Raw genomic sequence first — 24,950 nt, 5'->3', positions numbered from 1 at the left:
CCCGCTAGCGTCGAGCCTGCACGTTCTTTCCTGACCTGCTCGACCCAGCGGCGCAACGCAGTAGGGCCGATATCGAAGTTGGCGCAGACCTCAAGAATGGGCTGGTCTTCATCAAGCACCATGCTTGCAGCATTGAGCTTGAACTCGCTGGAATAGGACTTTCGCATCATCATGCACACCTTAGATTTGGGCGCCATCATAGCGCCCTATTGATGTGTCCAATTTCATTAGGCCAGATCAAGCCCGCTCCTACACTGGATCGGTGGTGTTCACACAACAGTGTTCCGGCTTCAGGCAGTCTGGTTTTCCAGTTGCTGCCCCTGCGGAGTCCGGCTACCGCCATCCTGTGCCAGAAACGCATTCGCGTCCTTGTGCGCCATCGGCGTCAGCTGGAAGCACGTAGCGCTGCCACAACTACTCTGTTCAACAGCGGCATTGGCATGGGCGGCGGCGCCGGCGATGGTGAAGGCAATGGCGGTCAAATAGCGGCTTACGTTGTTCATGATGTGTTTCCTGTTTCAAAGGGAGGGGGCAATGGGTGATCGAGGTACTCAGTTGTCCGAGTTGCAGCCATCAGCGACTTTGCGGTAGTCCAGGACCTGGGTTTTGTTCTGCGAATCCAGGTAGGTCAGTTGCGCATCCACCACCCCGCAGATCGGCGTCGCGTCCTGTTTCAGCGACACGACTTTCTTGATGTCCAAATGCGTGCCGTAGGTGTAGGTTTTCGGTGTAACGTCTACTTCGGCACGGGCCGACAAGGTGCAGATGTTCAGTGCGGCAAACAGGCAAGCGGCGTAGATGGCTTTAGTGTTCATGGCGGGTTCCTCAAGGCTTCAATGGGTCAGTGGTTCGATTGAGCCGAGGCGTTCTGGTTAGCCTCGATGGAACCTATTAGAAGCCTGCGAGGTATCTGGTCTGTGTCGAAAACAGACGCGTATAAATCGGTACGTATCAAAGCCGGGCCCCGATACACAGCGATACAAAACCCCTGAAAAACCGTGTTTTTGCGTCTGCGTGTATCCGCCACCAAGCCAGATACACTGCAATACAAAGGGTGGCGGTCGAGCGGACGCAGGCTCGATAGACTGCGCAATATCCCCCCATTGATAGAGGCTTGGCCCCATGGAGCACGTCGATCACATTCTCATCGTGGACGATGACCGCGAGATCCGGGAACTGGTAGGCAACTACCTCAAGAAGAACGGCCTGCGCACCACGGTCGTCGCCGACGGCCGGCAGATGCGCGCGTTTCTTGAAACCACGCCGGTGGACCTCATCGTGCTCGACATCATGATGCCCGGCGACGATGGCCTGATGCTCTGCCGTGAATTGCGCGCCGGTAAACACAAGGCCACCCCGGTGCTCATGCTCACCGCGCGCAACGATGAAACCGACCGCATCATCGGCCTGGAAATGGGCGCCGACGATTACCTGGTCAAACCGTTCGCCGCCCGCGAGCTGCTCGCCCGAATCAACGCCGTATTACGCCGCACGCGCATGTTGCCGCCCAACCTGATGGTGACCGAGAGCGGTCGCCTGCTGGCATTCGGTCGCTGGCGCCTGGACACCTCGGCCCGGCACTTGCTGGACGACGACGGCACCATGGTCGCGCTGAGCGGCGCCGAATACCGGCTGCTGCGGGTCTTTCTCGATCACCCGCAGCGGGTGCTCAATCGCGATCAACTGCTGAACCTGACCCAGGGCCGCGACGCCGACCTGTTCGACCGCTCCATCGACTTGTTGGTCAGCCGCTTGCGCCAGCGTCTGCTCGACGACGCCCGCGAACCGGCCTACATCAAAACCGTGCGCAGTGAGGGCTATGTGTTTTCACTGCCGGTGGAAGTCCTCGGTGCGCCTTCATGAACCTCAACTTCCACTGGCCCCGCACCCTCGCCTCACGGCTGTCGCTGATCTTTCTGATCGGCTTGATCCTGGCGCAGGCGCTGTCCTTCGGCGCACAGTATTACGAGCGTTACGAAAGCGCGAAAAACACCATGCTTGGCAACCTCGAGACCGATGTCTCGACCTCCATCGCCATCCTCGACCGCTTGCCGGCGGCGGAACGGATGAGCTGGCTGAAACAACTGGACCGGCGCAATTACCGCTATCTGCTGGATGAAGGCTCGCCGGGCGAGGCCATGCGCGACACCCCGATTGCGGTGACCTCGATCAAGGACGCCATCGGCAAGGATTACCCGATGACCGTGACCGACATTCCCGGCCCGATCAAACACTTCCAGGTCCATCTGAAACTGACCGATGGCAGCCCGGTCACCATCGACGTACGTCCGTCGATGGTGCCATTGTCGCCGTGGCTACCCTTCGTCCTGCTCGGCCAATTGGCGTTGTTGATCGCTTGCACCTGGCTGGCTGTGCGCATCGCCATCCGCCCGCTGACTCGGCTCGCCCAGGCCGTGGAAACGCTCGACCCCAATGCCCACGCCGTGCACCTGGACGAAAAAGGCCCGACCGAAGTTGCCCACGCCGCCAAGGCTTTCAATTCAATGCAGGCGCGCATCGCCGCCTACCTCAAGGAGCGCATGCAACTGCTGGCAGCGATCTCCCACGACCTGCAAACCCCGATCACCCGCATGAAACTGCGCGCCGAATTCATGGACGACTCCACCGAGAAAGACAAACTGTGGAACGACCTCGGAGAGATGGAGCATCTGGTGCGCGAAGGCGTCGCGTACGCTCGCAGCATTCACGGCTCCACCGAAGAAAGTCGCCGAACCGACCTGGATTCATTCCTCGACAGCCTGGTGTTCGACTATCAGGACATGGGCAAAGACGTGCAACTGAGTGGCAAAAGCAGCGCGGTGATCGACACCCGGCCGCATGCGTTGCGGCGGGTATTGGTGAACCTCACCGACAATGCGTTGAAGTTCGCGGGTGCGGCCGAACTGAAGGTAGAAACCAAAAACGGCAGCCTGTCAGTGACAGTCATGGACCGCGGACCGGGCATTGCCGAGGAAGAACTGGCCCACGTGATGGAACCGTTTTACCGGGTGGAGAATTCGCGTAACCGTAGCACCGGCGGGACCGGGCTGGGCCTGGCAATTGCCCAGCAACTGGCGCAGGCCATCGGCGGGTCGTTGACGTTGAGTAATCGTGAGGGGGGTGGTTTATGTGCGGAGCTTGGATTACCGACTCAACCGAGCTGATCTCATCGTTACGCTTAAAGACATCAAGCCTGTCCCAGGTCGTCCAGCACGTTATCTCGCGGCTGGTCTTTCACCCATTGCCAGAACAACTGATAGCTGACTGCAAGAAGAACAGGACCGATAAACAACCCAATAATGCCGCCGCTGATCATCCCGCCCAAAGCGCCGACCAGCACCACAGGCATCGGTACATCGACGCCACGCCCCAGCAACATTGGCTTTAGCACGTTGTCGACCAAACCCGCGATAAACACATAGATGGCAAATACTACGGACACCGTACTCGCACCCTCACTCGCAAAAACGTAGATGATCACGGGAACGGTTACCAAGGTGGCGGGTAACTGCATGATACCCAGCAGCAACAGCACAAGGGCTAACAAGCCGGCGCCGGGGACCCCCATCACCACGAAACCGGCACCCACCAGCAGCATCTGAATGAAGGCTATACCGATCACACCTAACGCAACTGCGCGAATCGTGGTGGTGCACAGCGAGGTGATTTTTGGCCCTTTTGCAGGACCACAGATACGTGACACGATTTGCACCGCACTGCGGCCACCGCTTTCACCGAACGCCATCAAGATGCCGGCGATCATCAAGGCGACGATGAACATGAGAAACCCCATCCCGGCACCTGCCAGCTCGCTTAAAAGGGATAGGGTGAAGTGCTTGATCTCAGGCAGGTATTTTTGGATCAGGTCAGGCAGGTCCGTGACAGCCTGCATCCAGACGCTATGCAGCAGTTTGCCCACCAATGGCCAGTGGGCGATCGTTTCGGGCGGTAGAGGAATCTGGAAGCTACCGGTTTTGACCATCGTCATGGCCCCCTCAACCGAATCAACAAGCGACTGACCCAGCAGACAGACAGTTGCAATCAGGACGCCTATAGCAATAAGCACGATTAGAGTCGCGGTGAATCCATTACTTCTACCCAGCTTGCTTTGAAGACTGCGTTGCAGTGGATAGAGCGTGATCGCCAGGATGACTGACCACAGCATCAAACTCATGAATGGACTAAAAATCCGGAAGCAAAAAATCACCATAATGGCGAGCAGCCCCGCGCGAATCAGTACATCGAGCATATTTCGGGACAAGGCCTTCTCGGAAATGGTCGCGGGCGGCATTCATAAGCTCCAGTAGCTGACAACAACGTTGTGAGATCGGTAAATCCAGCATGCGGGCTCAATCAGGGGGATACGCAAAGTATCTACAGCGCCCTTTCTTCATAGGCATAAACACCGCCCGGATGTTGGCGAATATTTATGCTTTGGTACGGACAATGATGGAAATCAAAAACTATGAAATTAGAGCTTGATATGGATTTGTCGACGACGCCGGTAAACGCTAATCGAAACGAACAGTAGGACTAAAGCCATCACCATGACGTATTCAACCGAAACTCCTTCTACAGGTTCGTAATCAGAAAACACCTGCGAACGAATCAACTCCTCCAGGTGTAAAAACGGATTCAGTAGCAATATCGGCAACATGGCGTTCGGAATATAAACCGCGGGAACCAGCACACCCGAAATGAAATACAGCGGAAAGAACATCGTTCGGACACACACGTTGATCCCGGGGCTCGCATGGTTAAGCGACGCCAGCACTACACCCAACCCGAAGGAAAACAACAACCCAAGAATGATAATCAATAGCCATTCGACAGGTGCCTTGATGGACACGTCAAAACCATATCCAGCAAAAATCAGCACCAGAATGATGTACACGACGATGGCGAAAAACGTTTCGACTAACGTTCGAGCTATCAGGATATTCAGCGGATTGATCTGCCTATTGGCAAACGATGCCCGCTTGGCGCAGGTGCTTCCCATCAGACGCAGGACGATATTTCGAAAAAGCAAGAACGGCACCAACCCTGCCAATACAAAGATGGAAAAATCGATGCCTACAACTGTTTGTCCACCGTTCTGTGCAAATAAATGAGTGAACAACACTAAATGACAAACCGGTTCAAGCAGAATCCAGATACCTCTCATACGTCGCTCATTGACGCGCGCACGTACCTCATGCAACACGAGCGCCGCAATCACTGTTTTTCTATTTTTTAGAAGTGATCGATGTTTCAAAGGTCTTTACTCCCAAGAGGCGTAGACCGACTATCAAGCAGGACGCTGCGAAACGAACAATTTGTAACTATTAATTCACGATAATTCATAGTCCGAAATCATCTTCAAGCCTGCCGGATTACTCGACATACCCTGCCGCATGGCGATGATACCTACCGCCCCCTGTGCCAAGGACTGTACGGAGTCCTATAACGTCGCCTGATGAGTCAGGTCTTGCAGGCTGATGGAGATGACGGGGAAGGCGTTAGCTAACACAAAAAGCAGACCGGCACCGATCGTCAGCGCCAAATGTTGTTGCAGACTGAGCCGACTGCCTCGATCCAGTACCGCCGCACATCGAACACAGCGTGCGACCTGATTCCAGGTCAGCGGTGCCGGCTTGTATACGCCATCGCAGCGCTCACAAATAATCCAGACTGTGTAGGTAGACACAGGCTCGCCCAAGTCAACTCGAAGCGCAGCATCTTGCCTGCCAACCTGAATTTACAAAGTCAAAACTTCTCAATAATTGTGATTTGCAGCCCACCTGATAGTGATCACGACTCTGAGTGCCAGGGTCCGGCGCCCTTTCACAGACTCGACTCCGCTCGCGTGACGGACTGGATCCGGACGTGCAATCATACTGATAGGACGCCTCGTTCACGACCTGCCAATTTTTCAAATAAATCAACTATATACACGTCTCAACCAAACACCTCCAACTGCAAGAAATCACGGATGCATCATGGATACCCTGACGAGTACTACCACGCAAAGTGGTCCATTCTTTAGCTACACCATCAGATGCTCACAACGAGGGCGATCAGCAATTTTTTTTCCTCAACGCCAGCAGATTTCCTTGATCGAAGGAACCTCAAAATATCAGGTTGAGTTAGGGTTTTCCCCCAGTCGATTACTCGAGTTGATGGTGAGAAACGCTGATGTTGTTGTCACTCGCAACGAAATACTTGAGTACGCATGGCCAGAGCGTGTCGTCACACAAAGTAGCCTTAATCAAGCAATTTCACGATTACGAGAACTACTCGGGGATGAACAAAACAAAGAAATCATCCAGACCATTCCTCGCCGCGGTTATGTCTTCAACTCAAGCTTTCTTACTGCTGCAGTAGAGCTTTCAGAGACGGGCGACGACTGTGGTGACACACCGACTGTTATTGAAAATAACACCCACCTGCACTCCAAATGGGATGCCTTGCCTGAACACTGGCAGAGGCCAGTCAGGTTGTTTTTGGTGACAATCACGGCATTGATGCTAAGCACCCTGCTTTGGCGTGTTGATTGGGATCTGCTGCTTCAACCTAATCTTGTCATCGATACGCAACAAGAAAACAATCAACGTCTGATTTATACGGCTCCCAACCTGAGTTCTTTAGAATCACTCCAGAATGACCTATCAAAAATACGCGAGCGTCTTGTACTTTTTTCAAGTCGCCCTGGAACTCTCGTGTTCAACCGCACACAAGACTACTATGACATCACCTGTATCCATCAAGGCGTAACAAAATTCATAACCGTTTACCGCACCCAACTGGCGACCGTAAATGATCAACAATTGCGGGAGTGCCTGCAATGATCAGACTGAACAGCGTACTGAGTGTCTTGATAGTCACCTTCGGAGTTGCCCATGCAGGGTATTCATTTCTAGGACGGGCACACCCAACTAGTGGCGCCTATTTTTCTACCGGACTGTTTCTGATGAGCGATGGCAGCAGCACCCCTGTCAGCATTCGAATGCAACTAAAAAGCAACAGCCTTTATGAGTACATCCAGGTAGGTGCCTGGTATCAGGATTATTTCAGGGACGTAGACGCTCATATAGCGGGAAATTTAAAGCTGAAAAACATTTCTTCCAACTCTTCAAAAGTAACAGCCCCCCCAAGCTACAGCGACGAAGACATTGTATTTAATAATGCCTACAACAGTAAGCCCGGAACCCTCCTGACCCTCTATACGCTCCCTCATGACAAAGATACATTATGTTTTTACATTAAGGAGCTAAATAAAGTTAGATGTTTCGGCCAGAATCGTTCCCGCGAACTTCACCCGTGAAGCGATGACTTCCAGCCAGGTTTCTACAACCTCTGCGAATGGATCTCGTGAAGAATGGGTTAGTCCCGCTGACAAAAATCAAGAGACTGCTGTAGTTCAGAGAGTGAAGAGCGGAAAATGCGAGCTTTTTTTCAGGAAAAAATCGTGAATTGATGTGAATTGACATCTATTGACTTCGCGTTTGGAGGCATCTGCTTGATAGTTCCTACAGGACCTATCAAGCAGATGCTCAAGCAGGTGTTGAGTGCGCGTGTTCGGCCTCGAAGAGAGGATGCCCCTCACCCTCACCTCCTTCAGATATTAGCGACTGCATCATTTATTGGATGCTATTTTTACCTTGCGTATCTTTAAGGCAAAAACATGACTTCCACAGACATACAAGAACCCCGCCTTTCTAAAGAATCGCCTCAGAGCGTTGATACTGTAAATACACGCACGATTCCACCCCCTCCTGGCTGCCATGTCATTCGCTGCGCAAAGCCAGAACATTATGTTCACTTCGAGCCTACCTGTCAGTTACTAACATTTTTCTTTGGAGAACAGCTGACCTCCAAAGTGGAGCTTAGCTTTTCCTCTTCCCGCCTGCTGGAATTGTTAATTACAAGGGCTAATACTATTGTCGCCCGAGAAGATATCCTGGCCTATGCCTGGCCTGGGCGCGTTGTCACTCAAAGCAGCCTGAATCAAGCCATTTCCAGCATAAGAGAGCATCTGAGTGATGAAGTGGCCAAAGAAATCATACAGACCATGCCTCGTCGTGGGTATCAACTCAACTCTCGTTTTCTAATTCCTCCCGAAGAGCGGCCTGCATTCCAGCACGATATAAATCTGGCACCGACTATTGCTGCCTCCCCCTCAGGCGAGCGTACTGCCCTCATGCAATGCATAGTTAAGAGTCGCCGTATTTTTCTTTTATTACTTATTGCATTCCTGTTCGCGACCCTCGTTTGGCGTTCCAATCTTACTCTGCTTGTGCAGCCTGGACTGGCCGTTAGCACTGAACACATCGGCAATAAAAGCCTTCTGTATACGGCTCCTGACAACGAAAAACTTGCAACTCTATACACTGAAATCAGCCCCTTGCGGGATAGGTTACTGGCAATTTCAGGAGCGCCCATCACATTATTATTTAACCGCATGTACAATTATTTCGATGTCATTTGCATCAATCAATACGGCAGTGTTTCTACCATCCTTATGCACCATTCCCAAATAACAAAAATCAATGATCATCAACTATTGGCCTGTGTAAAATGATCCGCTCAGATTTATCGCTCTTCATCGTGGCACTGCTGCTGACGCTCGCTCACCTTGTGTATTCCACCCTTGAGCGGCATCACCTCTACGGACCTTATTTCTCCCAAGGCATCGTCTTGTTCGAAAACGGTGAATCGATATCCCAAAACGCGCGCTTACAATTCCAGAAAAATAATGTTTACGATTTTCAACAAATCGACAGCACATCTCACATTACGCCGCTTGGGATCAAAAGCACTTTCCGGGGTAGTTTCTTTTTAACCACCCTCTCTAAAAACCAGAGCCTGAACAGGGCATCAAAAAAATATGCCCACAGTCAGTTGGCCTATAACCAAGCTTATTATGCAAAGGAAAACATGCCGCTCACGTTTTACAGGCTGCCCACCCGACCCGACAATTTCTGCGCCTATATAGTCGAGCTTCAAAAACTGCGATGTTTTGGATTGGCACACTAGAACCCTCACCACCTGACTCTCCAGCAACTTGACTCCGGACTGATACAAGGCGGCGACCTGAGCATTCCAACTGTCACGCCTCTTCGCTTATCACCTCGGCGCACAGAGCATTTTTCACAACTATTAATGCCGTGATGTGCGCCGTTCAGTGGTACCAAAAGGATGGGACTCGCGTTCTGAAACGTAGTCCAGTGCACTCAGAGCCTAATAAATTGCACCAAGCAGGAGCTACCAATGAAAGACAAATTGTTACCGAACGGACTACTTTTACGGTGTGCATTTTCAGTAGCGCTGCTGAGCACCTTACTGACGTCTCAACAAGCGGCCGCTCACGGTTACATCACCGACCCTCCAGAGCGCGCCTATTCCTGCATTCCGTCACTCGGCTTAAATACCAATTGCGGGGCAGCACAATACGAGCCTCACAGCGTCGGTGAGGGCACCAAAGGTTTTCCAGGCTTGGGCCCTGCCGATGGAAAGATCCCCAGCGCCGGTAACCCGTCATTCTCTGAAATGGACATTCAAACAGCCAGTCGCTGGCATCTGAACGAAATCAAAGATCGCACCATCAAGTTTGCCTGGTACTACACCGCGGGCCATAAAACGACTCGCTGGGAATACTTCATCACCCGAACCGGCTGGAATCCGAACGAACCACTCAAGCGTTCGGCTTTTGACGCCGCTCCATTTTGCACCGTCCAAGGCAATGGCCTCCCACCGATTAACGGTGCGGTAGGCGGCTCAGGCCCGGGCAAGGAAAAGCATACCTGCGTGGTTCCTGCCGACCGTAGCGGACACCATGTCATTCTGGGTCTGTGGACAGTTGATGACACGGCCATGGCCTTCCACAAGGCAGTGGATGTAAACATCATCGCGGATGGCGGCCCAGATGGACCTGCCGATGGCTGGAACAGTGTGGGCAACATCACACCCAACCAACCCCTGCAAGTCGGTGATCAAGTCAAGGCGCGAGCCTTCATTGGCGGTACCGAGAGCCCTGAATACAGCGTGGGCATCCGTATCGAAACAGCTGAAGACGGCGTTGCACAGAACTGGTCATTCAAACTGGCTGAAAAGGTCAATGCGACCCAGACACTGATCCGTGCCGGTGTGCGTGATAGTGAAGGCAATATCGCGCCTGTCAAAGGCACCAACACCTTGTACGCCAAAGCCGAAAGTGGCGTCACCAGCTACCAGATGCAAACGGTTCTGGTGGGCGACCCGGACGCCTATCTGCACTTTCATAACATCGCGACTGAGTACGAACTAGACAAAGGCAAGGCCAATGTCGACTTCACCGTGATGTCCAACCGCGAACTCAACGTTGTAGCAACCGTACTGGATGCCAACAACAAGCAAGTGGGTGAAGCAAACCAACGGGTCAACGCTACGACAGCATCGTTCAGTGTTCCTGTGATCAGCTCGCCAGGTACACACCAGGTATTGCTGGTGGGCCGCAGTGACGATGGCCGGGTCAATCTTCAGGACGTCAAACGCATTGAAATGACCGGAGAAGCAGGTAGTGGCGATTATGAATTCGAGTTCCCGAACGAACTAGCCAGCTACAGAGCAGGCACTAAGGTGCTGCAGCCAAAAGACGGCAAGGTCTATGAGTGTAAACCGTTCCCTTATGAGGGCTGGTGCAAGATCTATAACCCGAATGCCAACCAGTATGAGCCGGGGATAGGCTCCAACTGGCCGGATGCCTGGATCGCCCGGTAACTCCATCCAACGTGAGGCCGGACAACCTTTGCGGGCTGTCGGCTTCACAACGGCTGTTTGAAAAACCGGCAAGCCGCGTCAATCGAGTGTCGTTTTGAGCCGACGCTCCTGCGGCGGTCATCAACCGCGCCCGGAAATTCCATCGCATTTTTTCTGAGTTGAATGGCGCTTGAGTTTTTCATTTACGGCAATCCCGGGTTTGCTCCCAAGACTTTTCAGAACGGCATTGCTGGTTCTGCCGTTGAGCTATGCAAGTGTATTGCTTTGGCAAGAGCGGGCCTGGCGCAACACCTTACCCAAGGTGGAAAACCTGCCTTCCCCCCCTGCCCCGGCACGCGGTGAGCATCAGGCGTTCAATCCCCGTGCAATTGCGGCCGTGCTTGGCCTGGCTGGACAGGACACCCCGGCCCGCAGCACCGAAGCACTGGTGCTGAGGGCCAGCTTTGTCTCAAGCGCGGGAGACTCGCGCGCGTTGCTCGCGGGTGCCGAAGGTCAGCGTACCTACCAGGTGGGAGACACCTTGCCGGGCGGCAGCGTATTGCGCCGCGTCGAAGTGGCGCAGGCGGTTTTGTGGCGGGACGGTCGTGAAGAGGTGTTGCCCCTGGAAACAACAGGCAAGCCGACGTTGCGATTGCTTGAACGTGACGTACACAACGCAGTTGTCGAGCCTTCGTCCCACCATCTTCAACCGACCACACATCGAGACCAAAGTGATTGACTGCACGAATACAGACTGGCGGTTTTCACCGCGACGCTGGCTACAATCCCTGATTCTGGCGCCCTTGATGTTTCAAGGCGTTGTTCTGGCCCAAGTCCCTCAATGGCAGTTGTCCATGAAGGATGCGGAACTGCGCGACGTCGTCCAGGAAATGTCCTCGATTCTCGGTGCTACGGTGATTCTCGACCCCCGTGTCCAGGGACGTATTACCGTGCTTTCCCGCCAGCCGCTGGACCGCGAAGGCGTTCGTCGCCTGTTTTACTCCGTGCTCGAAGCCAACGGCTTTGCCACTGTCGATCAGGGCGATCGTTTGCTGATTATTCCGGCAGCAGAAGCCAAGGCCCGGGCCGGCACCGGGCAAGCCGCCTCGCCGGCCGAGTTCGTGACCGAGGTCATGACGCTCAATTCAAGTGTTGCCGTGGATCTGGCCGTGCTGATTCGGCCTTTGGTAACGGCCCATGGTTACATTGGCCCTTCCGCATCGGCCAATGCGCTGATCGTCACCGACAGTACGGAGAATGTTCGGCGCATCGCACATATCGTGCGACAACTGGACTCGGGCGCCAAGAATGCCCACGCCGTCGTCGAGTTGCGTCACGGTCTGGCCGCCGAAATCGCCAAGGTGATGGAGCAATCCCTCGGCAAGCAAAACCTGGAATCGGGTAGCCAGGTGATTGCCGATTCGCGCAGCAATCGCCTGCTAATCCTGGGGACTCAGGTCGCACGTCAACGCCTGATTGATATGGCACGTTCACTGGATACACCGGCCAATGCCCAGACCGATAATGCCAAGGTGATCCGTCTTCGCTTCAGTGACGCCAAGCAACTGGCAGAAATGCTCGACTCGATGGGCCAAGGCATGAAGCCCCCCATGGGATCCGGTAGCAGTAAAGAGCTGACGTCCTCCATGCCCGTCGTGGTCAAAGCCGCCGAGAGTCAGAATGCCTTGGTGGTGATTGCCGAGCCGGCTCAGCTGCGGACGATTGAGAGTATCGTGCGCCAACTCGACCAACCTCGCGCCCAGGTGTTGATCCACGCGGCGATCGTAGAGGTATCCGGCGACATCAATGAAGCCCTCGGCGTGCAATGGCGCGTGGATAGCGGCGATGTAAAAGGTGGCATTACCTTCCCGGCGGCGGGCAGCACCCTTGGCGGGTTACTCACGTCTGATGGGGGGGTGAAATTGCCGGACGGTGCCGCCTTGAAAATCGGCAGCGACAGCTTCAGTGTGCTGGTCACGGCGCTGGCCAGCAATGCGCGCAACAACCTGCTGTCGACGCCCAGCCTGTTGACGCTGGACAATCAGCAAGCAGAAATCCTGGTCGGGCAGAACGTCCCTTTCAAGACGGGCTCCTACGCGACGTCGGGCAGCGGTGCGGACAATCCCTTCACGACGGTGGAGCGCAAGGATGTCGGCATCAGCCTGAAGATCAAGCCACACATCAACGAAGGCTCGACCCTGAGGCTGGAAGTCGAGCAGGAAAACTCGGAAATAGCCCCCTCCTCCAGCGGCTTGACTGACGGCGATCTGATCACCAACAAGCGGGCATTGAAAAGCACCATTCTGGCTGACGATGGCGAGATCATCGTGATCGGCGGGCTGATCAGGGACAGCGTGAGGACGGTGGAAAGCAGTGTCCCTTACCTGAGGCGCATTCCGCTGATCGGCGGGCTGTTCCGCTCCAGTAATGACACCCACGAAAAGACAAATCTGATGGTGTTCCTGCGGCCAACCATCGTGCGCAGCCGGGAGAATCTGGCCGAAATCACCAAAGACCGTTACAACGACTTGCGTGATCTCAGCAAGCCGGGGGTGCGGCAGAGCAACTCCCTATTGCTGCCCAAGGACCCCCACCAGTTGTTTCAGGGAGCAGATGACAATCAATTGATTGATCTGCGCAAAGAAAAGGTGCGCTCCCAATGAGCCAGGAGACAGTGCTGGATCTGCAACTTCCCTTTGGATTTGCCCGTCGATTCGGTGTGCTGATCGAAGGGAAATCCGTAGAGGCGCGCGTACTGTTTCGCGACGACACACCGCTAACTGCACTGGCTGAAGTCAGGCGCCTGAGTGATCGGGATCTGCCGTTGCAACGCATCGACACTCAGACGTTCGCAGTGCGCCTGGCCGCTTGTTATCGAGAGGGACAAAGTGCAGCCGAAGAAGTTGCCCAAGGCCTGCACGATGATCTGGATCTGGTCAGCTTGGCCGATCAGGTGCCCCAGGCGGCAGACTTGTTGGAGCAAGAAGGTGATGCACCGATCATCCGTCTGATCAACGCGCTGCTGAGTGAGGCGGTGCGAGAGAAGGCTTCGGATGTCCACCTGGAGACCTTTGAGCAGTATCTGTCCGTGCGAATGCGGATCGATGGCCAGCTGCGCGAAGTGTTGCGGCCCAAGCGCGAACTGGCGAATTTGCTGGTGTCGCGGATCAAGGTCATGGCCCGCCTGGACATCGCCGAAAAGCGTATCCCGCAGGATGGCCGCATTGCCTTGCGCCTGGCGGGACACGAAGTGGATGTCCGGGTCTCGACGCTGCCATCGGCGCATGGCGAACGTGTGGTTTTGAGGCTGTTGGACAAGCAGTCCGGGCACCTGGATTTGGCACGATTGGGGATGCCTGCAGAAACGCTGACACGCTTGCAACAAATGCTCGGCAAACCCCATGGGATATTCCTGGTCACCGGCCCCACCGGTTCCGGCAAGACCACCAGCCTGTATGCAGCGCTGACCCATCTGAATGATCAAACGCGCAACATCCTCACCGTTGAAGACCCCATTGAATATCACCTGCCAGGCATTGGGCAGACACCGGTCAACACAAAAGTGGATATGACCTTTGCGCGTAGTTTGCGGGCGATGTTACGTCAGGATCCGGACGTGGTGATGGTGGGAGAAATCCGCGACACGGAGACCGCCGAGATCGCAGTGCAAGCGTCCCTGACCGGGCACCTGGTGCTGTCGACGTTGCACACCAACAGCGCTGTTGGTGCAGTGACCCGTCTATTGGACATGGGAATCGACGCCTACTTGCTGGCCTCCTCTCTGGTGGGAGTACTCGCTCAGCGCCTGCTGCGCAGCCTGTGCAGTGAATGCAAAACACCGTATGTGGCCGATTCGGCCGAGAGCTTGCGTCTTGGACTGACAGCCGACTGCGCACCGCAATTGTTTCGGGCTCAGGGATGCAGCCAGTGCCAACAGGGGTATCGCGGGCGTATTGGAATCTATGAATTGATCACTGTGAACCCGGTGTTGGCCTCTTTGATCCATCGCGGCGCCACTGAACCAGAGCTTATACAAGAAGCGCGAAACACCTCTCTCAGTCTGTTTCAGGATGGCCAGCGGCGGGTGCTCGATGGCACCACCAGCCTCGATGAATTGTTGCGGGTAACTCAGGAGGACTGACCATGCCGGCATTCGAATATCAGGCAAAAAACAATAACGGCCGTACGATCCGAGGCAGCCAGGAGGCCGACAGCCCACGACATGCCAGGCAATTACTGCGCGAGCAGGGCTTGTTGCCGACACGCGTTCAAGCTGCCAAACGCACAGCGGGGGCTGGCGGTCGATTCACCCGTAATACTCGCTTGAGTGCCAGCGAACTGGCACTGGTGACACGACAGTTGTCAACACTGATTCAAGCATCGCTACCACTGGAAGAAGCCTTGCAAGCAGTGGCCTCCCAGAATGAACAACGTCGAATCAACAGCCTGTTGTTGTCGGTGCGTAGCCGCGTTCTGGAAGGGTACGCACTGGCGTCGGCCCTGGCAGGTTTTCCACGGGCATTCCCTGATCTGTACCGTGCCACGGTCGCGGCCGGCGAACGTTCCGGACATCTGGATCAGGTACTGGAGCAACTGGCCGACTATACCGAGGCAACCCAGCTATCGCGTCAACGTATTCAGCTGGCGCTGGTCTATCCGCTGATTCTGATGTTCGCCTCGCTGATCATCGTCGGTTTCCTGCTGGCTTTTGTGGTGCCGGATGTCGTCAAGGTTTTTGTCGACAGCGGTCAGCCTTTACCTTTGCTGACCCAAGGACTGATCGCCCTGAGTGATGGATTGCGCATTTATGGTGTGTGGCTACTGTTGCTGATGTTTGCGTTGATGGCCGCCGCCCGTGCGGCTCTGCGACAGCCCTCCGTGCGGCTGCGCTGGCATGACCTCTTGCTCAAGATCCCGTTGTTGGGCGGGGTATTGCGGGCCACTGAAACAGCGCGGTTTGCCAGCACCCTGGCGATTCTCGGCAAGAGCGCCGTGCCGCTGGTGGATGCGCTGGAAATCGCCGCGGCAGTCATTTCGAACCAGATCATCCGGGCCCGCATGAGCGATGTCGCCCGTTCAGTTCGTGAGGGCGGCACCCTGACCAGGGGCCTGGAACGCGGTGGGGATATCCCGCCGCTGATGCTCCACATGATTGCCAGCGGCGAGCGGGCCGGAGAGCTGGACAGCATGTTGGCCCGTGCCGCCGAGCAACAAGAAAAAAACCTGGCGGCGCGAATAGCGCTGGCCGTAAGCCTGTTCGAACCCTTCATGCTGGTGGTCATGGGCGGCGTCGTGCTGCTCATTGTCCTCGCCATCCTGATGCCGATTCTTAGCCTTAATCAACTGGTGAACTGATCATGACACCTGCCCTGCACAAAACACCCCGCGCACAGCGCGGTTTTACGCTGATCGAAATCATGGTGGTCGTCGTGATTATTGGCATCCTGGGGGCCATCGTTGTGCCCCAGTTCATGAGTCGCCCCGACCAGGCCAAGGTAACGGCGGCCAGCACCGACATCCAGGCTATCGCGACGGCCCTCGAAATGTACCGCCTCGACAACCACAACTACCCCTCGACACAGCAGGGTCTTGAGGCGTTGGCCAAACGCCCCGTGGGTATGCCGGCAGCAAAAAACTGGAGCCCACAAGGCTACCTGAAAAAACTGCCCGTTGACCCTTGGGGCACGCCTTATCAATACCTCAATCCCGGCATCAAAGCGGACGGCTACGATCTTTACTCCTTCGGTTCCGACGGCGTTGACGGTGGTGAGGGCCATGCCGCAGAAATCGGCAATTGGGAGAACTGAAGGTGAAACGGGAATGCCAGGGGTTCACCTTGATTGAAATGCTGATGGTCATCGTGGTCATCAGCGTAGTGGCTGGCATGGTTCACGTGGTGGCCAGTAAGAACCCGGGGCGAGAGGCACTACAGCAGGCGCATCATTTCCGCCAGTTACTGCAAACAACACGCGAAAGCGCTGTACTCGAAGGACGAGAGTACGGGCTGCACGTGGAAAGCGAAAACTACCAATTAATGCGTTTAGAGCAGTCAGTCTGGCGCCCGCTCGGGCCAGTCCACCAGCTCCCTGCAGGATTGTTCATGTCACTTGAACAAGAGGGTCAGCCTCTCGTTCTGAGTGAACATCCAGGTCACCCGCAGATCCTCATGCTCAGCAGCGACGAGTTCAGCCCGTTTACCCTGCACTTATCAACCCGAACCCAACCATGGTTGAGTATTTCCGGTGATGGTGTTGGCGAGCCGCTCATTAATGAAAACTGAACGCGGTTTCACTTTGTTGGAGGTGATGATCGCGCTGGCCATCTTCGCCACCCTGGTAGCGGCGGCCTTGTCAGCCAGCCAATACGTGCTGAAGCAAAACAGTGGGTTGGAAGAGCGTCTGTTTGCGGCGTGGTTGGCAGATAACCAGTTGAATGAAGCTAGCCTGCAACGCCACCCGACACTGGGGCGACAGCAGTTCGTTGTCGAGTTTGCACAACAAGACTGGGTCATCCACCAATTCATTCGTCCTGCGCACGACCAACGCCTGCTTGAGGTTGAAGTCAACGTACGCCGCGCCGAAAGCGATGACATCGTGAACCGGAGCCAGCGCTGGTTGCAGGCCCGCCATGAATAAACAGGCCGGCTTCACCCTGCTGGAGCTGATGATCGCCATGGCCGTTTTTGTCTTGCTGGGGCTGGCGTGCTGGCGCCTGTTCGATAGCGTAGCGAGCACCGAACGTAGCAGCGTTGCTCATCAACAGGCCTTGCGCAGCCTGATGCGCGCCGTTGCGGTAATTGAGCGCGATGTTCTTCACGTCGTGGAACGCCGACCGGGCCGGACCTTCCTGCTGGATCAGGGATTGTTGAATTTTCAACGAGGTAACTGGCGAAACCCGCTTGATCAGTTACGCAGTGAATTGCAGGAAGTCAGCTACACCGTCGAGCACGGCGTTCTCTGGCGTCATAGTCGTTCTGCTGAACATACGGTTTTACAGCGTCAGAAGTTGCTTGAAGGGGTAAGCGATGTGCGATGGCGTTTGCTCGATGAAAAAGCAGGCTGGCGCCTCGACTGGCCGCGCGATGCAAACCAATCTCCGGTCGCTCCGATAGCGTTGGAACTGGTGTTTACCCATCCTCGATTCGGCGAGATTCGACGGGTCTTCGCGTTGCCTCAGGTGGTGCGATGAAGGGCCGTCAGGAAGGGGTGGCACTCATTACCGTTTTACTGGTGATGAGTCTGGCGTTGTTGCTGGTGAGCAGCCTGTTGCGCAGTCATCGTCTTGCGGTACAAAGCAGTGCCCAGCTACTTCATCGATTGCAGCTGCAGCAGTCAGGGTTGAGCGCGGAGACGTTGGCGCTTCAGTTTTTACAAAATGCTCAGTGGCGCGATTCAAAAAGCGTGAACCTGGGACAGGAATGGGCCCGGCTGGGGACCACCTTCGAACTCGACGGTGCCACCGCGCGCATCGACATCGAAGATCTGGCCGGTCGGTTCAACTTCAATCAATTGCTCAAACCCGGACAGGTCGACCAGATCACCCTCGGTCGTTGGGCGCAGCTCCTTCAGGTGTTGAACCTGAAAGCGCCGGACCTGACCCGGCTGCGACCACCCTACAACGCCGGGTTATTGTCCGATATCTCCGAGCTGCGCCTGGTTCCCGGCATTGATGCCCAATGGCTGTCGCGCATTCGACCCTGGATCGCCCTACTCCCCGCAGACGCCACGTTGAACGTCAATACCGCGTCCACAACACTGCTTTCCACCCTTGAAGGCATGACACCCGCCGCCGCCCGGGCATTGGTAGCACAGCGTCCACTTGCGGGATTTTCCAGCGTCCAGGCGTTTACCCAGGCCCCGGTCATTGAGGGTTTGGGCGTAGCCAGCCATGGGTTAGGGCTGACCGGTCGCTGGTTTCGCGTCACGGTGCAGATTGAGATTGGGCAGCGCCGCCTGCGGCTGATTAGCGACTTCGAACGGAATCGGCACAATGGCCGGCTTCAACTGCTGCAACGGCGTTTCGTTCCTGCGTACGAGAAGGAAATCAGCCTATGAAAACCTGGCTTTACCTCACCGCCGAGGGCCTGAATCAGCCCTCACACGACTGGACTTGTTGCTTGTGGCAGGACAACCAAGAGCCTCAGACAATGTCCCTGGCGCAAGCGGCCCCCACATTAACGGGGAGTCATATCGAGTTGATTCTGCCAATGGAATCGTGCAGTTGGTGGCTAAGCGAAAGATGGCCCTCGCGCAGGCGTCCCTCTGCCCAGGCGTTGGCCTATACCATCGAGGACCACTTGGCCCAAGAGCTGGACACCTTGCATATCGCGGCGGGAACCGCGGATGGGCAACAACGCTATCCGATGCTGGCGATCGACCGGCAACGGCTTGAATCGATACTCGCACTGTTGACAGGTGCGGGGATCGAGCCCTCGAATATTTATGTCGATGCCGACCTGCTTCCCGGTGATCAGGCATGCGGTGCGTGGTGGTTCGGACGCTGGATAGTGGGGGGCACACTGGAGGCACGTCTGGCACTCGATGATGAAGCAAGGCAGACACTGAATGAGACGTTACCAACGCAGATGAATTGGCTGGATGAGCCGTCACAATTGCCCGGTGTATTGAGTGCCAATGCTGCGCGGGCGATCAATCTGCGTCAGGGTCAGTTCAGTCTGGCACAACGTCGTTGGCCGGTGCGTTCCGTGCTCGCCGCGCTGGTTGCAACCGTTCTTATAGCGTGGGCATTTACCCTGACCCGCAGTCATTTTCTTGAGCAAGAAAGTGCAAGGCTCTATGCCCACAGCGTTCAGCGTTTCAAGTCGATGTATCCCGAGCAGACTCGCATCGTCGACCTCGCAGCCCAACTCAAAGCACAACTGGCCAAAGATGGCGTGAGCCGGACCACCCAGCTTGCCCGTTTGCGCGGACTTGCAGAGCAAGTCATCGGAGGTAGCAGCGTTGAGGTGCAACGCATTGAGTACCGGATAGGCGAAGGCTGGAAAATCCAGCTGACCGCGAACACTTTCACCGAGCTTGAACAGTTGCGTGTACGCAGCAACCAGAGCCAGCTGCCTATCAAGCTCGGCAATACCAGCAAAGACCAGAATCGCGTGCGCGCTGTATTGACCCTCGAGGAAGACACCTGATGATCAGCGCTCTGAAAATCCCTCCAGTCCTTCGGGAAAAATGGCAGCAGTTGCCCGAACGTGACCGTCGGATGCTGTCGGTGTTGGCCGTATTTTTGCTCGGCGTGTTGCTGTTCAACGGTCTTTGGCAGCCAGCGCAACAGCGATTGGCCGTGGCTGAACGTCTCTATCAGCAGCGGCTGGAACTGGCGAGGGAGATGCAACGCGCACTGCCGGGAAGCTCGCGCGAATTAACATTCACACCGCTTTCTACGCGACTGAACGATAGCGCAATGGCAGCCGGTCTGGACTTGCAGCAACTGGAGGTCGACGAAAAAATCTTGCGTATCACCCTGCGGGGCGATGCGTCGAGGGTGTTGCTTTGGTTGGAGAACATCGAACGGGAAGGCGCTCTGTTTCAGTCACTAAGTCTTGAAAAGAATGATCAGTTGCTGGAAGCCCGGCTGGTACTGAACGGGGTTTAGCGGCCAGGGCCCCTACAGGTCGATCGCTACGTACAAAAGGCACACTAATTGAAAGATCAGCTTACTCTAAACTTCTTCAAATAGAGTCAACATACTCGATACCCCTCAGTTCGGGCGAGAAACAATCCAGGCTGGTTTTTTTGACGCGATGGAAGTTGAAGCACTAAAACTGAGATTTCCTGATCAGGTTCACAGACTATTTGAATCCAGAGAGATCTGGCAGGACAGCGCAACGGAGGAAGTCGCCTACTTTTCTAATCGATTGGCCTATATCCAAGACCTTGAACTTTTTTGGATGAATAAGCTGGCGGCTGCCACATCCGGGTGGGGGATTTTTTCGAGGCGCAAACTTCCTGGGCGGAATAGGGTTCTACGTTTGGTGTCTACCGCTGATAGCCTGGTTGCTCGGGTGGCGCTACCTACACCGGATGATGTTAGGCCTCATGCTGGTGACACTTATAACGCAAGTTTTCAAATCAATGACGGCCATGGAGCTTCCGGCAAGTACTGCACATGGTTTAGCAGCCAGTACTCGATCCAACCAGCGCATAAATACCTTCGATATTCAGTTGTGCAGTTAACTCGCTGGATTGTGGCTTAGGAAGACAAGGTGGGTTGAAGCAATGGAGTGGCGCGACGTGAATCGCGCCTAACGAAACATCTACTCACATATCGCAATGAAAATATCAAAATATTACCTACCACATACTATCAATGCGTCTACGTTTCATAGCCAGAACCAAATTCCGCATCCACCTCGACCTCCCCCTCCCCCGCCTTAGACAGCCTCTCTCCGCCACTTCGCGAGAACTAACTTTCGCAATAAAAAGTAACAAATAATTACGACAAACCAACTAATCCCCCCGACAAAAAAAACCGGTCCGCAATCAGACTCTCAATTGAAATTACTTACCCCAAGAACATAGCTTAGTACAACGCTTACGCAAAACGCGCATTTAATAACAAATAGCTGCCATTCACGCCGTGAAATACTGAAAACCAAAGGAAACCAATCCCAGATCATTAATGAAATTCATCTCCCACAAAAACAACAGGGCCTAAAATGAACAAAATTCATCTGTCCGGCTTCAATTGTGGCAACAACAAACTTGTTGGCGCCAGTATTCATTACCTGTACACATGGATAAAAAAAAACGGCTTCCGAAAAACGATTGACGCCGGAGAGAAACTATCAGGAATCACCGAACACTCAATATTCACGATTGAAAGCGGCGCATGGCGATTATTGATCGGCGGCCATAAAGTCATCAACATTATTGGACCTGGTGGAATCGTTGTGCTCGACCATCAACCGCCTAGTTACACCGGCCCATCAGGCCGCTACGAAGTACTATCGCGATCTACTTATTATGAACTCCCTATGGAAAACATTCATCTGGCTGCTGCCGACAGAAATCTGCTAAAAGGGATTTTTGACTTTATGACCTGGAATACCAGCAACCTTTCAAGCAAATGGCTAAATCAGTGCCTGGGGGATAGCTACGCGGAAGTAAAATCAGCATTGGAGTGGATGAATGAACTACCAAATTCCATCAGGGAGAAATTCACAGCCATATCATTTGTCACCGATACGACGGGAGTTTCCAGATCACACGCGCTATCAATCATGAAAGCATTGAAACAAGGAGGCTATATTGAAATGGAAGGCGGACATCTCATAAAAATCACGAAAACCCTCCCCGAGGGGTATTAACCCCTTCCTATAAACTGATGTGCCGCCCCACTTATCGGTATTGCGGCACACAGATAGAAACATCCTTACACATTACAAACCAGCGACATACTTTAACACCGACACAAACAAAGACCAGACAGTGTAGGAAAAGTACCGTCGTAAACAGCGCATGGTGCAAGTCAGAGAGACTATTGCCCTAAAACTTTTAGCCAGCTTGTCGTAACGTCTGTTTATTCGTGGCGATCCACCAGCCAGTCAAACATGCGCTCGATAATGTTGCGTTGTCGGTAATTGGGCTTGGCGAACAGCCTTGGCAGGTTGAAACACAAAGCGATTACGTTCGAATCGCAGAGCATATGAATCTTGATCAGGAGGCCACCGCGACTGCGGCCCAACGCATGATTTAGCGGTTCTTCAGGCCCCTTTTCCCGGCGCCGGAAGAGGCTCGGGGGGCGTATAACCTTAGCTCGTTCAACTTGATGTGAAGTCGCTTGAGCATCTGGTTGAAAGCCCCCCGATTATGCCCGTCACGAAAGCGTTGATACACAGTTGACCAAGGGCCGAAGCGCTCGGGCATGTCGCGCCAGGCAGCACCTGAGCAGAGCACCCAGAGCACGCCGTTGAGCATCAAGCAATCATCTGCTCGTGGGAGTCCGCTACGCCGGCTTTCACTGAAGATATCCGCCACCGATTCCCAGGCTGCATCGGGGAGTTCATACTGTTTTGCCGTCTTGGCTTCCTGGCTTCCTGGCTTCCTGGCTTCCTGGCCCGGATGGTGGCGGATTTTACAGTGATGGAGATTTCAAGGGATTTCGTAAAGAACCTAGGGAAGGTCTGAAGTACCCACGGATTTTTGATTGCCTCACTACTTGAGGTTCAAAAAATCATGAGTCGGTCGAAAAACAGACCTTCTTGTCCTTAATTCACGGCTCTTTCCTCTGATCGCGCAGTTTCAGGGCAATTGCCCGCATTACAGGCGCACCTCGCCCATACCCGTCAGCCGCTTTCGAGCCATCCACAGGTTCGACAAAGCGAACAACGTTGTCTGCTGCCCGATGTTTTTCGCCAGCCCACGAAAGCGCGCTTTCACATAACCAAACTGGCGCTTGATTACCCGAAAAGGGTGTTCATTTTTGGCTCGCGTCTGAGCTTTGCAATACTCGATTTTGCACTCGGCCTTGTCGAGCAGGCTGCGTTTTTCAACTTGAAATAGGTGATGCGCCGCGAGGCAATTTGCCAGATCACTTTACGACTTTCATGCTCTTCACGCTTCTCAGCACCGGTGTATCCCGCGTCTGCGTACACCGCGCTTCCGTCGCTATTTAGCAATTCAGTAACTTGGGTTACGTCGGCCACAGTGGCCGCCGTGCCGTGAACATGATGAACCAGTCCCGACTCCAGATCAGCGCCGATATGCGCCTTCAGTCGGGTAAAGCAGGAGTGTTACCACTCCTGCCTCCCCTAAGAACCGTACTTAAGTGGTCAGGTGTTGCACTTAGTCCTTGAGAGCGCCCGGTTCTAATTTTCTACATATGGATTGTAGATTGCACTTGCCGTATATTTTTTCTTGTCGCTTACTGGGTAGGCTTTTATAACTTCCGCTGGTTTAACTCCCCCAGGAACAGAAATTTCTTCCGCATATTCATAAAACCTGTACTCTCCTGCTGGCCATCTTCCTGGCTTTTTCAACTCAGAGTTAATATCAATATGGTGGCCTTGGCGCTTAACTACATATAAATACCCACCGACATCCTTTTGATTGGCATATATTCTTGCTATTTTTTCCTTTTTTGAAAATCCCACATAAATACTGTCAGTATTACTGTGTACATATTCGGTAAGATCATCAGATCGACCTCTAGGTGTAAATCCTTCTTTGAATATTTCATCAGGACTTCTCAAGTCCCCACGAAATATAAATTCCCCTTCCTCTATTCTCAGAGAGTTTCGTATCTCCTGGTGAAAGGAGTTGAGCGGAGAAACATCAGTAACATCGGTTTCATCTAAGGTCCCACTTTCGCTCGGGTTGTTTTCTGAGCTTGCGATGCCACTTAGCTGTCCTGATGTAGTGAACCAATTTGTTGCATCGCTAGTAAATTCGTCAAACTCATGATTGGGCAGGTCAGGATATGTACTCTTCAAAATACTTACCAATTCCGTCCATGCACCATCCGTATTGAAAGCCTGTCGCAGTGACTCTTCATCAATACCCAGCTCACCATTCAAAATGTCATCTACTGTGAATAGCCCAGATTCATCAACAAAACGAATGGGGTTATTTCTGACCATACAAAACAGGTTGAGCCCATCCACGGTCCCAGCCGGATCCGGATTCAACCAACGACCCAGCCACGGCGCGTAATAACGGAACCCGTAATAATACAGCCCCGTCGCATCGCGTTCCTTGCCCGAATAGCGCACAAACTTGTACTTGGTTTCGCTGGCATTTTTCCCCGACCACACCGCCGTACCGCCAAACGGGTAATATTCTTCCTGGGTCAGTATGTCCGCGTGCTGGTCCAGCTCGAGCAAGCTCGAACCAATCTGGTTGTCCAGACTGCCGCGCGATTGGTCATTGGGTATATCGTCCGGTTTGCCTGCTTCCCAGTGCAACACCCGTACTTGCTGGCGACCAGCGCTGCCAACACTGATGACCTGCAACTCTTCCTCGAGACGGGTGCTACTGCCTTGCGTGCTCTCGGTCCGGCGTAACTCCAACCCGGGCAAATAGATCACCTGCGCACGACGGGCCGTACCGCTGGTATGACTCACCGTGGTTTTGCGTACCCGGGCGCCGCTACCATCGTATTGGTAATGCTCTTCGTCATCATCGGGACCGCTGCGCTGGACCTGGGTGACCCGCTGCAGTTGATTGCGCCCATCCCAGAGCAGCGGTTGGCCCGCCACCAGTTGCTGGAGGTTGCCC

General features: G+C 54.3%; 26 protein-coding genes and 2 pseudogenes. 19 read left to right on the top strand and 9 right to left on the bottom strand.

What is annotated here, in order from left to right; all coding sequences use genetic code 11:
- The 3 genes from KGB06_RS20405 to KGB06_RS20395 all read right to left on the bottom strand — a co-directional run.
- On the bottom strand, window positions 1-167 hold a 167-nt coding region (locus tag KGB06_RS20405), incomplete at its 3' end, for a transposase (protein ID WP_223511913.1).
- A 123-nt stretch (window positions 168-290) separates the two neighbouring features.
- Complete coding sequence (locus tag KGB06_RS20400) at window positions 291-503, bottom strand: hypothetical protein (RefSeq protein ID WP_223518971.1); 213 nt, start codon at window positions 501-503, stop codon at window positions 291-293.
- A gap of 48 nt (window positions 504-551) precedes the next feature.
- Window positions 552-815 (bottom strand): DUF2790 domain-containing protein, encoded by a 264-nt coding sequence (locus KGB06_RS20395; RefSeq protein ID WP_223518970.1) that lies wholly within the window; start codon window positions 813-815, stop codon window positions 552-554.
- Window positions 816-1,122: 307 nt separating this feature from the next.
- On the opposite strand from KGB06_RS20395, the gene KGB06_RS20390 reads away from it, so the two are divergent.
- Both KGB06_RS20390 and KGB06_RS20385 read left to right on the top strand, forming a co-directional pair.
- Window positions 1,123-1,863 (top strand): response regulator, encoded by a 741-nt coding sequence (locus tag KGB06_RS20390; protein WP_223518968.1) that lies wholly within the window; start codon window positions 1,123-1,125, stop codon window positions 1,861-1,863.
- A complete protein-coding gene (locus KGB06_RS20385; RefSeq protein ID WP_223518966.1) occupies window positions 1,860-3,164 on the top strand; it encodes an ATP-binding protein in 1,305 nt (434 codons plus the stop codon). Before KGB06_RS20390 ends, KGB06_RS20385 begins: the two co-directional genes overlap by 4 nt.
- A gap of 23 nt (window positions 3,165-3,187) precedes the next feature.
- On the opposite strand, the gene KGB06_RS20380 is transcribed toward KGB06_RS20385, so the two are convergent.
- Together KGB06_RS20380 and KGB06_RS20375 are read right to left on the bottom strand one after the other, a co-directional pair.
- A complete protein-coding gene (locus KGB06_RS20380; RefSeq protein WP_223518964.1) occupies window positions 3,188-4,291 on the bottom strand; it encodes an AI-2E family transporter in 1,104 nt (367 codons plus the stop codon).
- A gap of 180 nt (window positions 4,292-4,471) precedes the next feature.
- Complete coding sequence (locus KGB06_RS20375; RefSeq protein WP_223518975.1) at window positions 4,472-5,203, bottom strand: ABC transporter permease; 732 nt, start codon at window positions 5,201-5,203, stop codon at window positions 4,472-4,474.
- Window positions 5,204-5,978: 775 nt separating this feature from the next.
- Between KGB06_RS20375 and KGB06_RS20370 the strand changes: the two genes are divergently transcribed.
- The 5 genes from KGB06_RS20370 (at window position 5,979) to gbpA (ending at window position 10,737) form a co-directional block, all read left to right on the top strand.
- The gene (locus KGB06_RS20370) at window positions 5,979-6,827 is read left to right on the top strand and encodes a transcriptional regulator (protein WP_223518962.1); all 849 of its coding nucleotides are present in this window, start codon (window positions 5,979-5,981) and stop codon (window positions 6,825-6,827) included.
- Window positions 6,824-7,303, top strand: coding sequence for a hypothetical protein (locus tag KGB06_RS20365; protein ID WP_223518960.1), 480 nt, complete (start codon window positions 6,824-6,826; stop codon window positions 7,301-7,303). The genes KGB06_RS20370 and KGB06_RS20365 overlap by 4 nt, the downstream gene beginning before the upstream one ends.
- A gap of 360 nt (window positions 7,304-7,663) precedes the next feature.
- Complete coding sequence (locus KGB06_RS20360; RefSeq protein ID WP_223518959.1) at window positions 7,664-8,560, top strand: transcriptional regulator; 897 nt, start codon at window positions 7,664-7,666, stop codon at window positions 8,558-8,560.
- The gene (locus KGB06_RS20355) at window positions 8,557-9,015 is read left to right on the top strand and encodes a hypothetical protein (protein WP_223518957.1); all 459 of its coding nucleotides are present in this window, start codon (window positions 8,557-8,559) and stop codon (window positions 9,013-9,015) included. The genes KGB06_RS20360 and KGB06_RS20355 overlap by 4 nt, the downstream gene beginning before the upstream one ends.
- 234 nt (window positions 9,016-9,249) lie before the next feature.
- Complete coding sequence (gene gbpA / locus KGB06_RS20350) at window positions 9,250-10,737, top strand: N-acetylglucosamine-binding protein GbpA (RefSeq protein WP_223518955.1); 1,488 nt, start codon at window positions 9,250-9,252, stop codon at window positions 10,735-10,737.
- A 44-nt stretch (window positions 10,738-10,781) separates the two neighbouring features.
- On the opposite strand, the gene KGB06_RS20345 is transcribed toward gbpA, so the two are convergent.
- Window positions 10,782-10,919: a hypothetical protein gene (locus KGB06_RS20345; protein ID WP_223518953.1), complete on the bottom strand. Its 138-nt coding sequence runs from the start codon at window positions 10,917-10,919 to the stop codon at window positions 10,782-10,784.
- A 59-nt stretch (window positions 10,920-10,978) separates the two neighbouring features.
- On the opposite strand from KGB06_RS20345, the gene KGB06_RS20340 reads away from it, so the two are divergent.
- From KGB06_RS20340 to KGB06_RS20285, 12 genes are all read left to right on the top strand, one after another.
- Complete coding sequence (locus KGB06_RS20340) at window positions 10,979-11,455, top strand: type II secretion system protein N (RefSeq protein ID WP_223518952.1); 477 nt, start codon at window positions 10,979-10,981, stop codon at window positions 11,453-11,455.
- A gap of 67 nt (window positions 11,456-11,522) precedes the next feature.
- A complete protein-coding gene (gene gspD / locus KGB06_RS20335) occupies window positions 11,523-13,379 on the top strand; it encodes a type II secretion system secretin GspD (RefSeq protein ID WP_223518950.1) in 1,857 nt (618 codons plus the stop codon).
- Window positions 13,376-14,857 (top strand): type II secretion system ATPase GspE, encoded by a 1,482-nt coding sequence (gspE, locus tag KGB06_RS20330; RefSeq protein ID WP_223518948.1) that lies wholly within the window; start codon window positions 13,376-13,378, stop codon window positions 14,855-14,857. The genes gspD and gspE overlap by 4 nt, the downstream gene beginning before the upstream one ends.
- Window positions 14,858-14,859: 2 nt before the next feature.
- Window positions 14,860-16,071 carry a type II secretion system inner membrane protein GspF gene (gene gspF, locus KGB06_RS20325; protein WP_223518946.1) on the top strand — a complete coding sequence of 404 codons (1,212 nt, stop codon included), beginning with the start codon at window positions 14,860-14,862 and terminating at the stop codon, window positions 16,069-16,071.
- A 2-nt stretch (window positions 16,072-16,073) separates the two neighbouring features.
- The gene (gene gspG, locus KGB06_RS20320) at window positions 16,074-16,523 is read left to right on the top strand and encodes a type II secretion system major pseudopilin GspG (RefSeq protein WP_223518944.1); all 450 of its coding nucleotides are present in this window, start codon (window positions 16,074-16,076) and stop codon (window positions 16,521-16,523) included.
- 2 nt (window positions 16,524-16,525) lie between these two features.
- The gene (gene gspH / locus KGB06_RS20315; RefSeq protein ID WP_223518973.1) at window positions 16,526-16,996 is read left to right on the top strand and encodes a type II secretion system minor pseudopilin GspH; all 471 of its coding nucleotides are present in this window, start codon (window positions 16,526-16,528) and stop codon (window positions 16,994-16,996) included.
- The gene (gene gspI / locus KGB06_RS20310; protein ID WP_223518942.1) at window positions 16,986-17,351 is read left to right on the top strand and encodes a type II secretion system minor pseudopilin GspI; all 366 of its coding nucleotides are present in this window, start codon (window positions 16,986-16,988) and stop codon (window positions 17,349-17,351) included. The genes gspH and gspI overlap by 11 nt, the downstream gene beginning before the upstream one ends.
- A complete protein-coding gene (gspJ, locus tag KGB06_RS20305) occupies window positions 17,344-17,904 on the top strand; it encodes a type II secretion system minor pseudopilin GspJ (protein ID WP_223518941.1) in 561 nt (186 codons plus the stop codon). The genes gspI and gspJ overlap by 8 nt, the downstream gene beginning before the upstream one ends.
- Window positions 17,901-18,770, top strand: a complete 870-nt coding sequence (locus KGB06_RS20300) for a general secretion pathway protein GspK (RefSeq protein ID WP_223518939.1) — start codon at window positions 17,901-17,903, stop codon at window positions 18,768-18,770. The genes gspJ and KGB06_RS20300 overlap by 4 nt, the downstream gene beginning before the upstream one ends.
- Entirely contained in the window at window positions 18,767-19,864 is a 1,098-nt protein-coding gene (gspL, locus tag KGB06_RS20295) for a type II secretion system protein GspL (protein ID WP_223518937.1), read from the top strand. Before KGB06_RS20300 ends, gspL begins: the two co-directional genes overlap by 4 nt.
- Complete coding sequence (gene gspM / locus KGB06_RS20290; RefSeq protein WP_223518935.1) at window positions 19,864-20,328, top strand: type II secretion system protein GspM; 465 nt, start codon at window positions 19,864-19,866, stop codon at window positions 20,326-20,328. The genes gspL and gspM overlap by 1 nt, the downstream gene beginning before the upstream one ends.
- Before the next feature lie 1,063 nt (window positions 20,329-21,391).
- The gene (locus KGB06_RS20285; protein WP_223518933.1) at window positions 21,392-22,042 is read left to right on the top strand and encodes a helix-turn-helix domain-containing protein; all 651 of its coding nucleotides are present in this window, start codon (window positions 21,392-21,394) and stop codon (window positions 22,040-22,042) included.
- Window positions 22,043-22,114: 72 nt separating this feature from the next.
- Here KGB06_RS20285 and KGB06_RS20280 read toward each other — a convergent pair.
- The 3 genes and pseudogenes from KGB06_RS20280 to KGB06_RS20270 all read right to left on the bottom strand — a co-directional run bounded on the left by KGB06_RS20280 (window position 22,115) and on the right by KGB06_RS20270 (window position 24,931).
- Window positions 22,115-22,808: pseudogene (locus tag KGB06_RS20280) on the bottom strand (transposase).
- 186 nt (window positions 22,809-22,994) lie between these two features.
- Window positions 22,995-23,449: pseudogene (locus tag KGB06_RS20275) on the bottom strand (transposase); the annotation flags it as partial.
- 93 nt (window positions 23,450-23,542) lie between these two features.
- Complete coding sequence (locus KGB06_RS20270; RefSeq protein ID WP_223518931.1) at window positions 23,543-24,931, bottom strand: RHS repeat-associated core domain-containing protein; 1,389 nt, start codon at window positions 24,929-24,931, stop codon at window positions 23,543-23,545.
- Window positions 24,932-24,950: the final 19 nt, after the last annotated feature.

The organism is Pseudomonas sp. GL-B-19, assembly GCF_019956415.1.
In the GTDB taxonomy this organism is placed as follows: domain Bacteria; phylum Pseudomonadota; class Gammaproteobacteria; order Pseudomonadales; family Pseudomonadaceae; genus Aquipseudomonas.
This window is presented reverse-complemented; position numbering and strand designations above follow the sequence as displayed.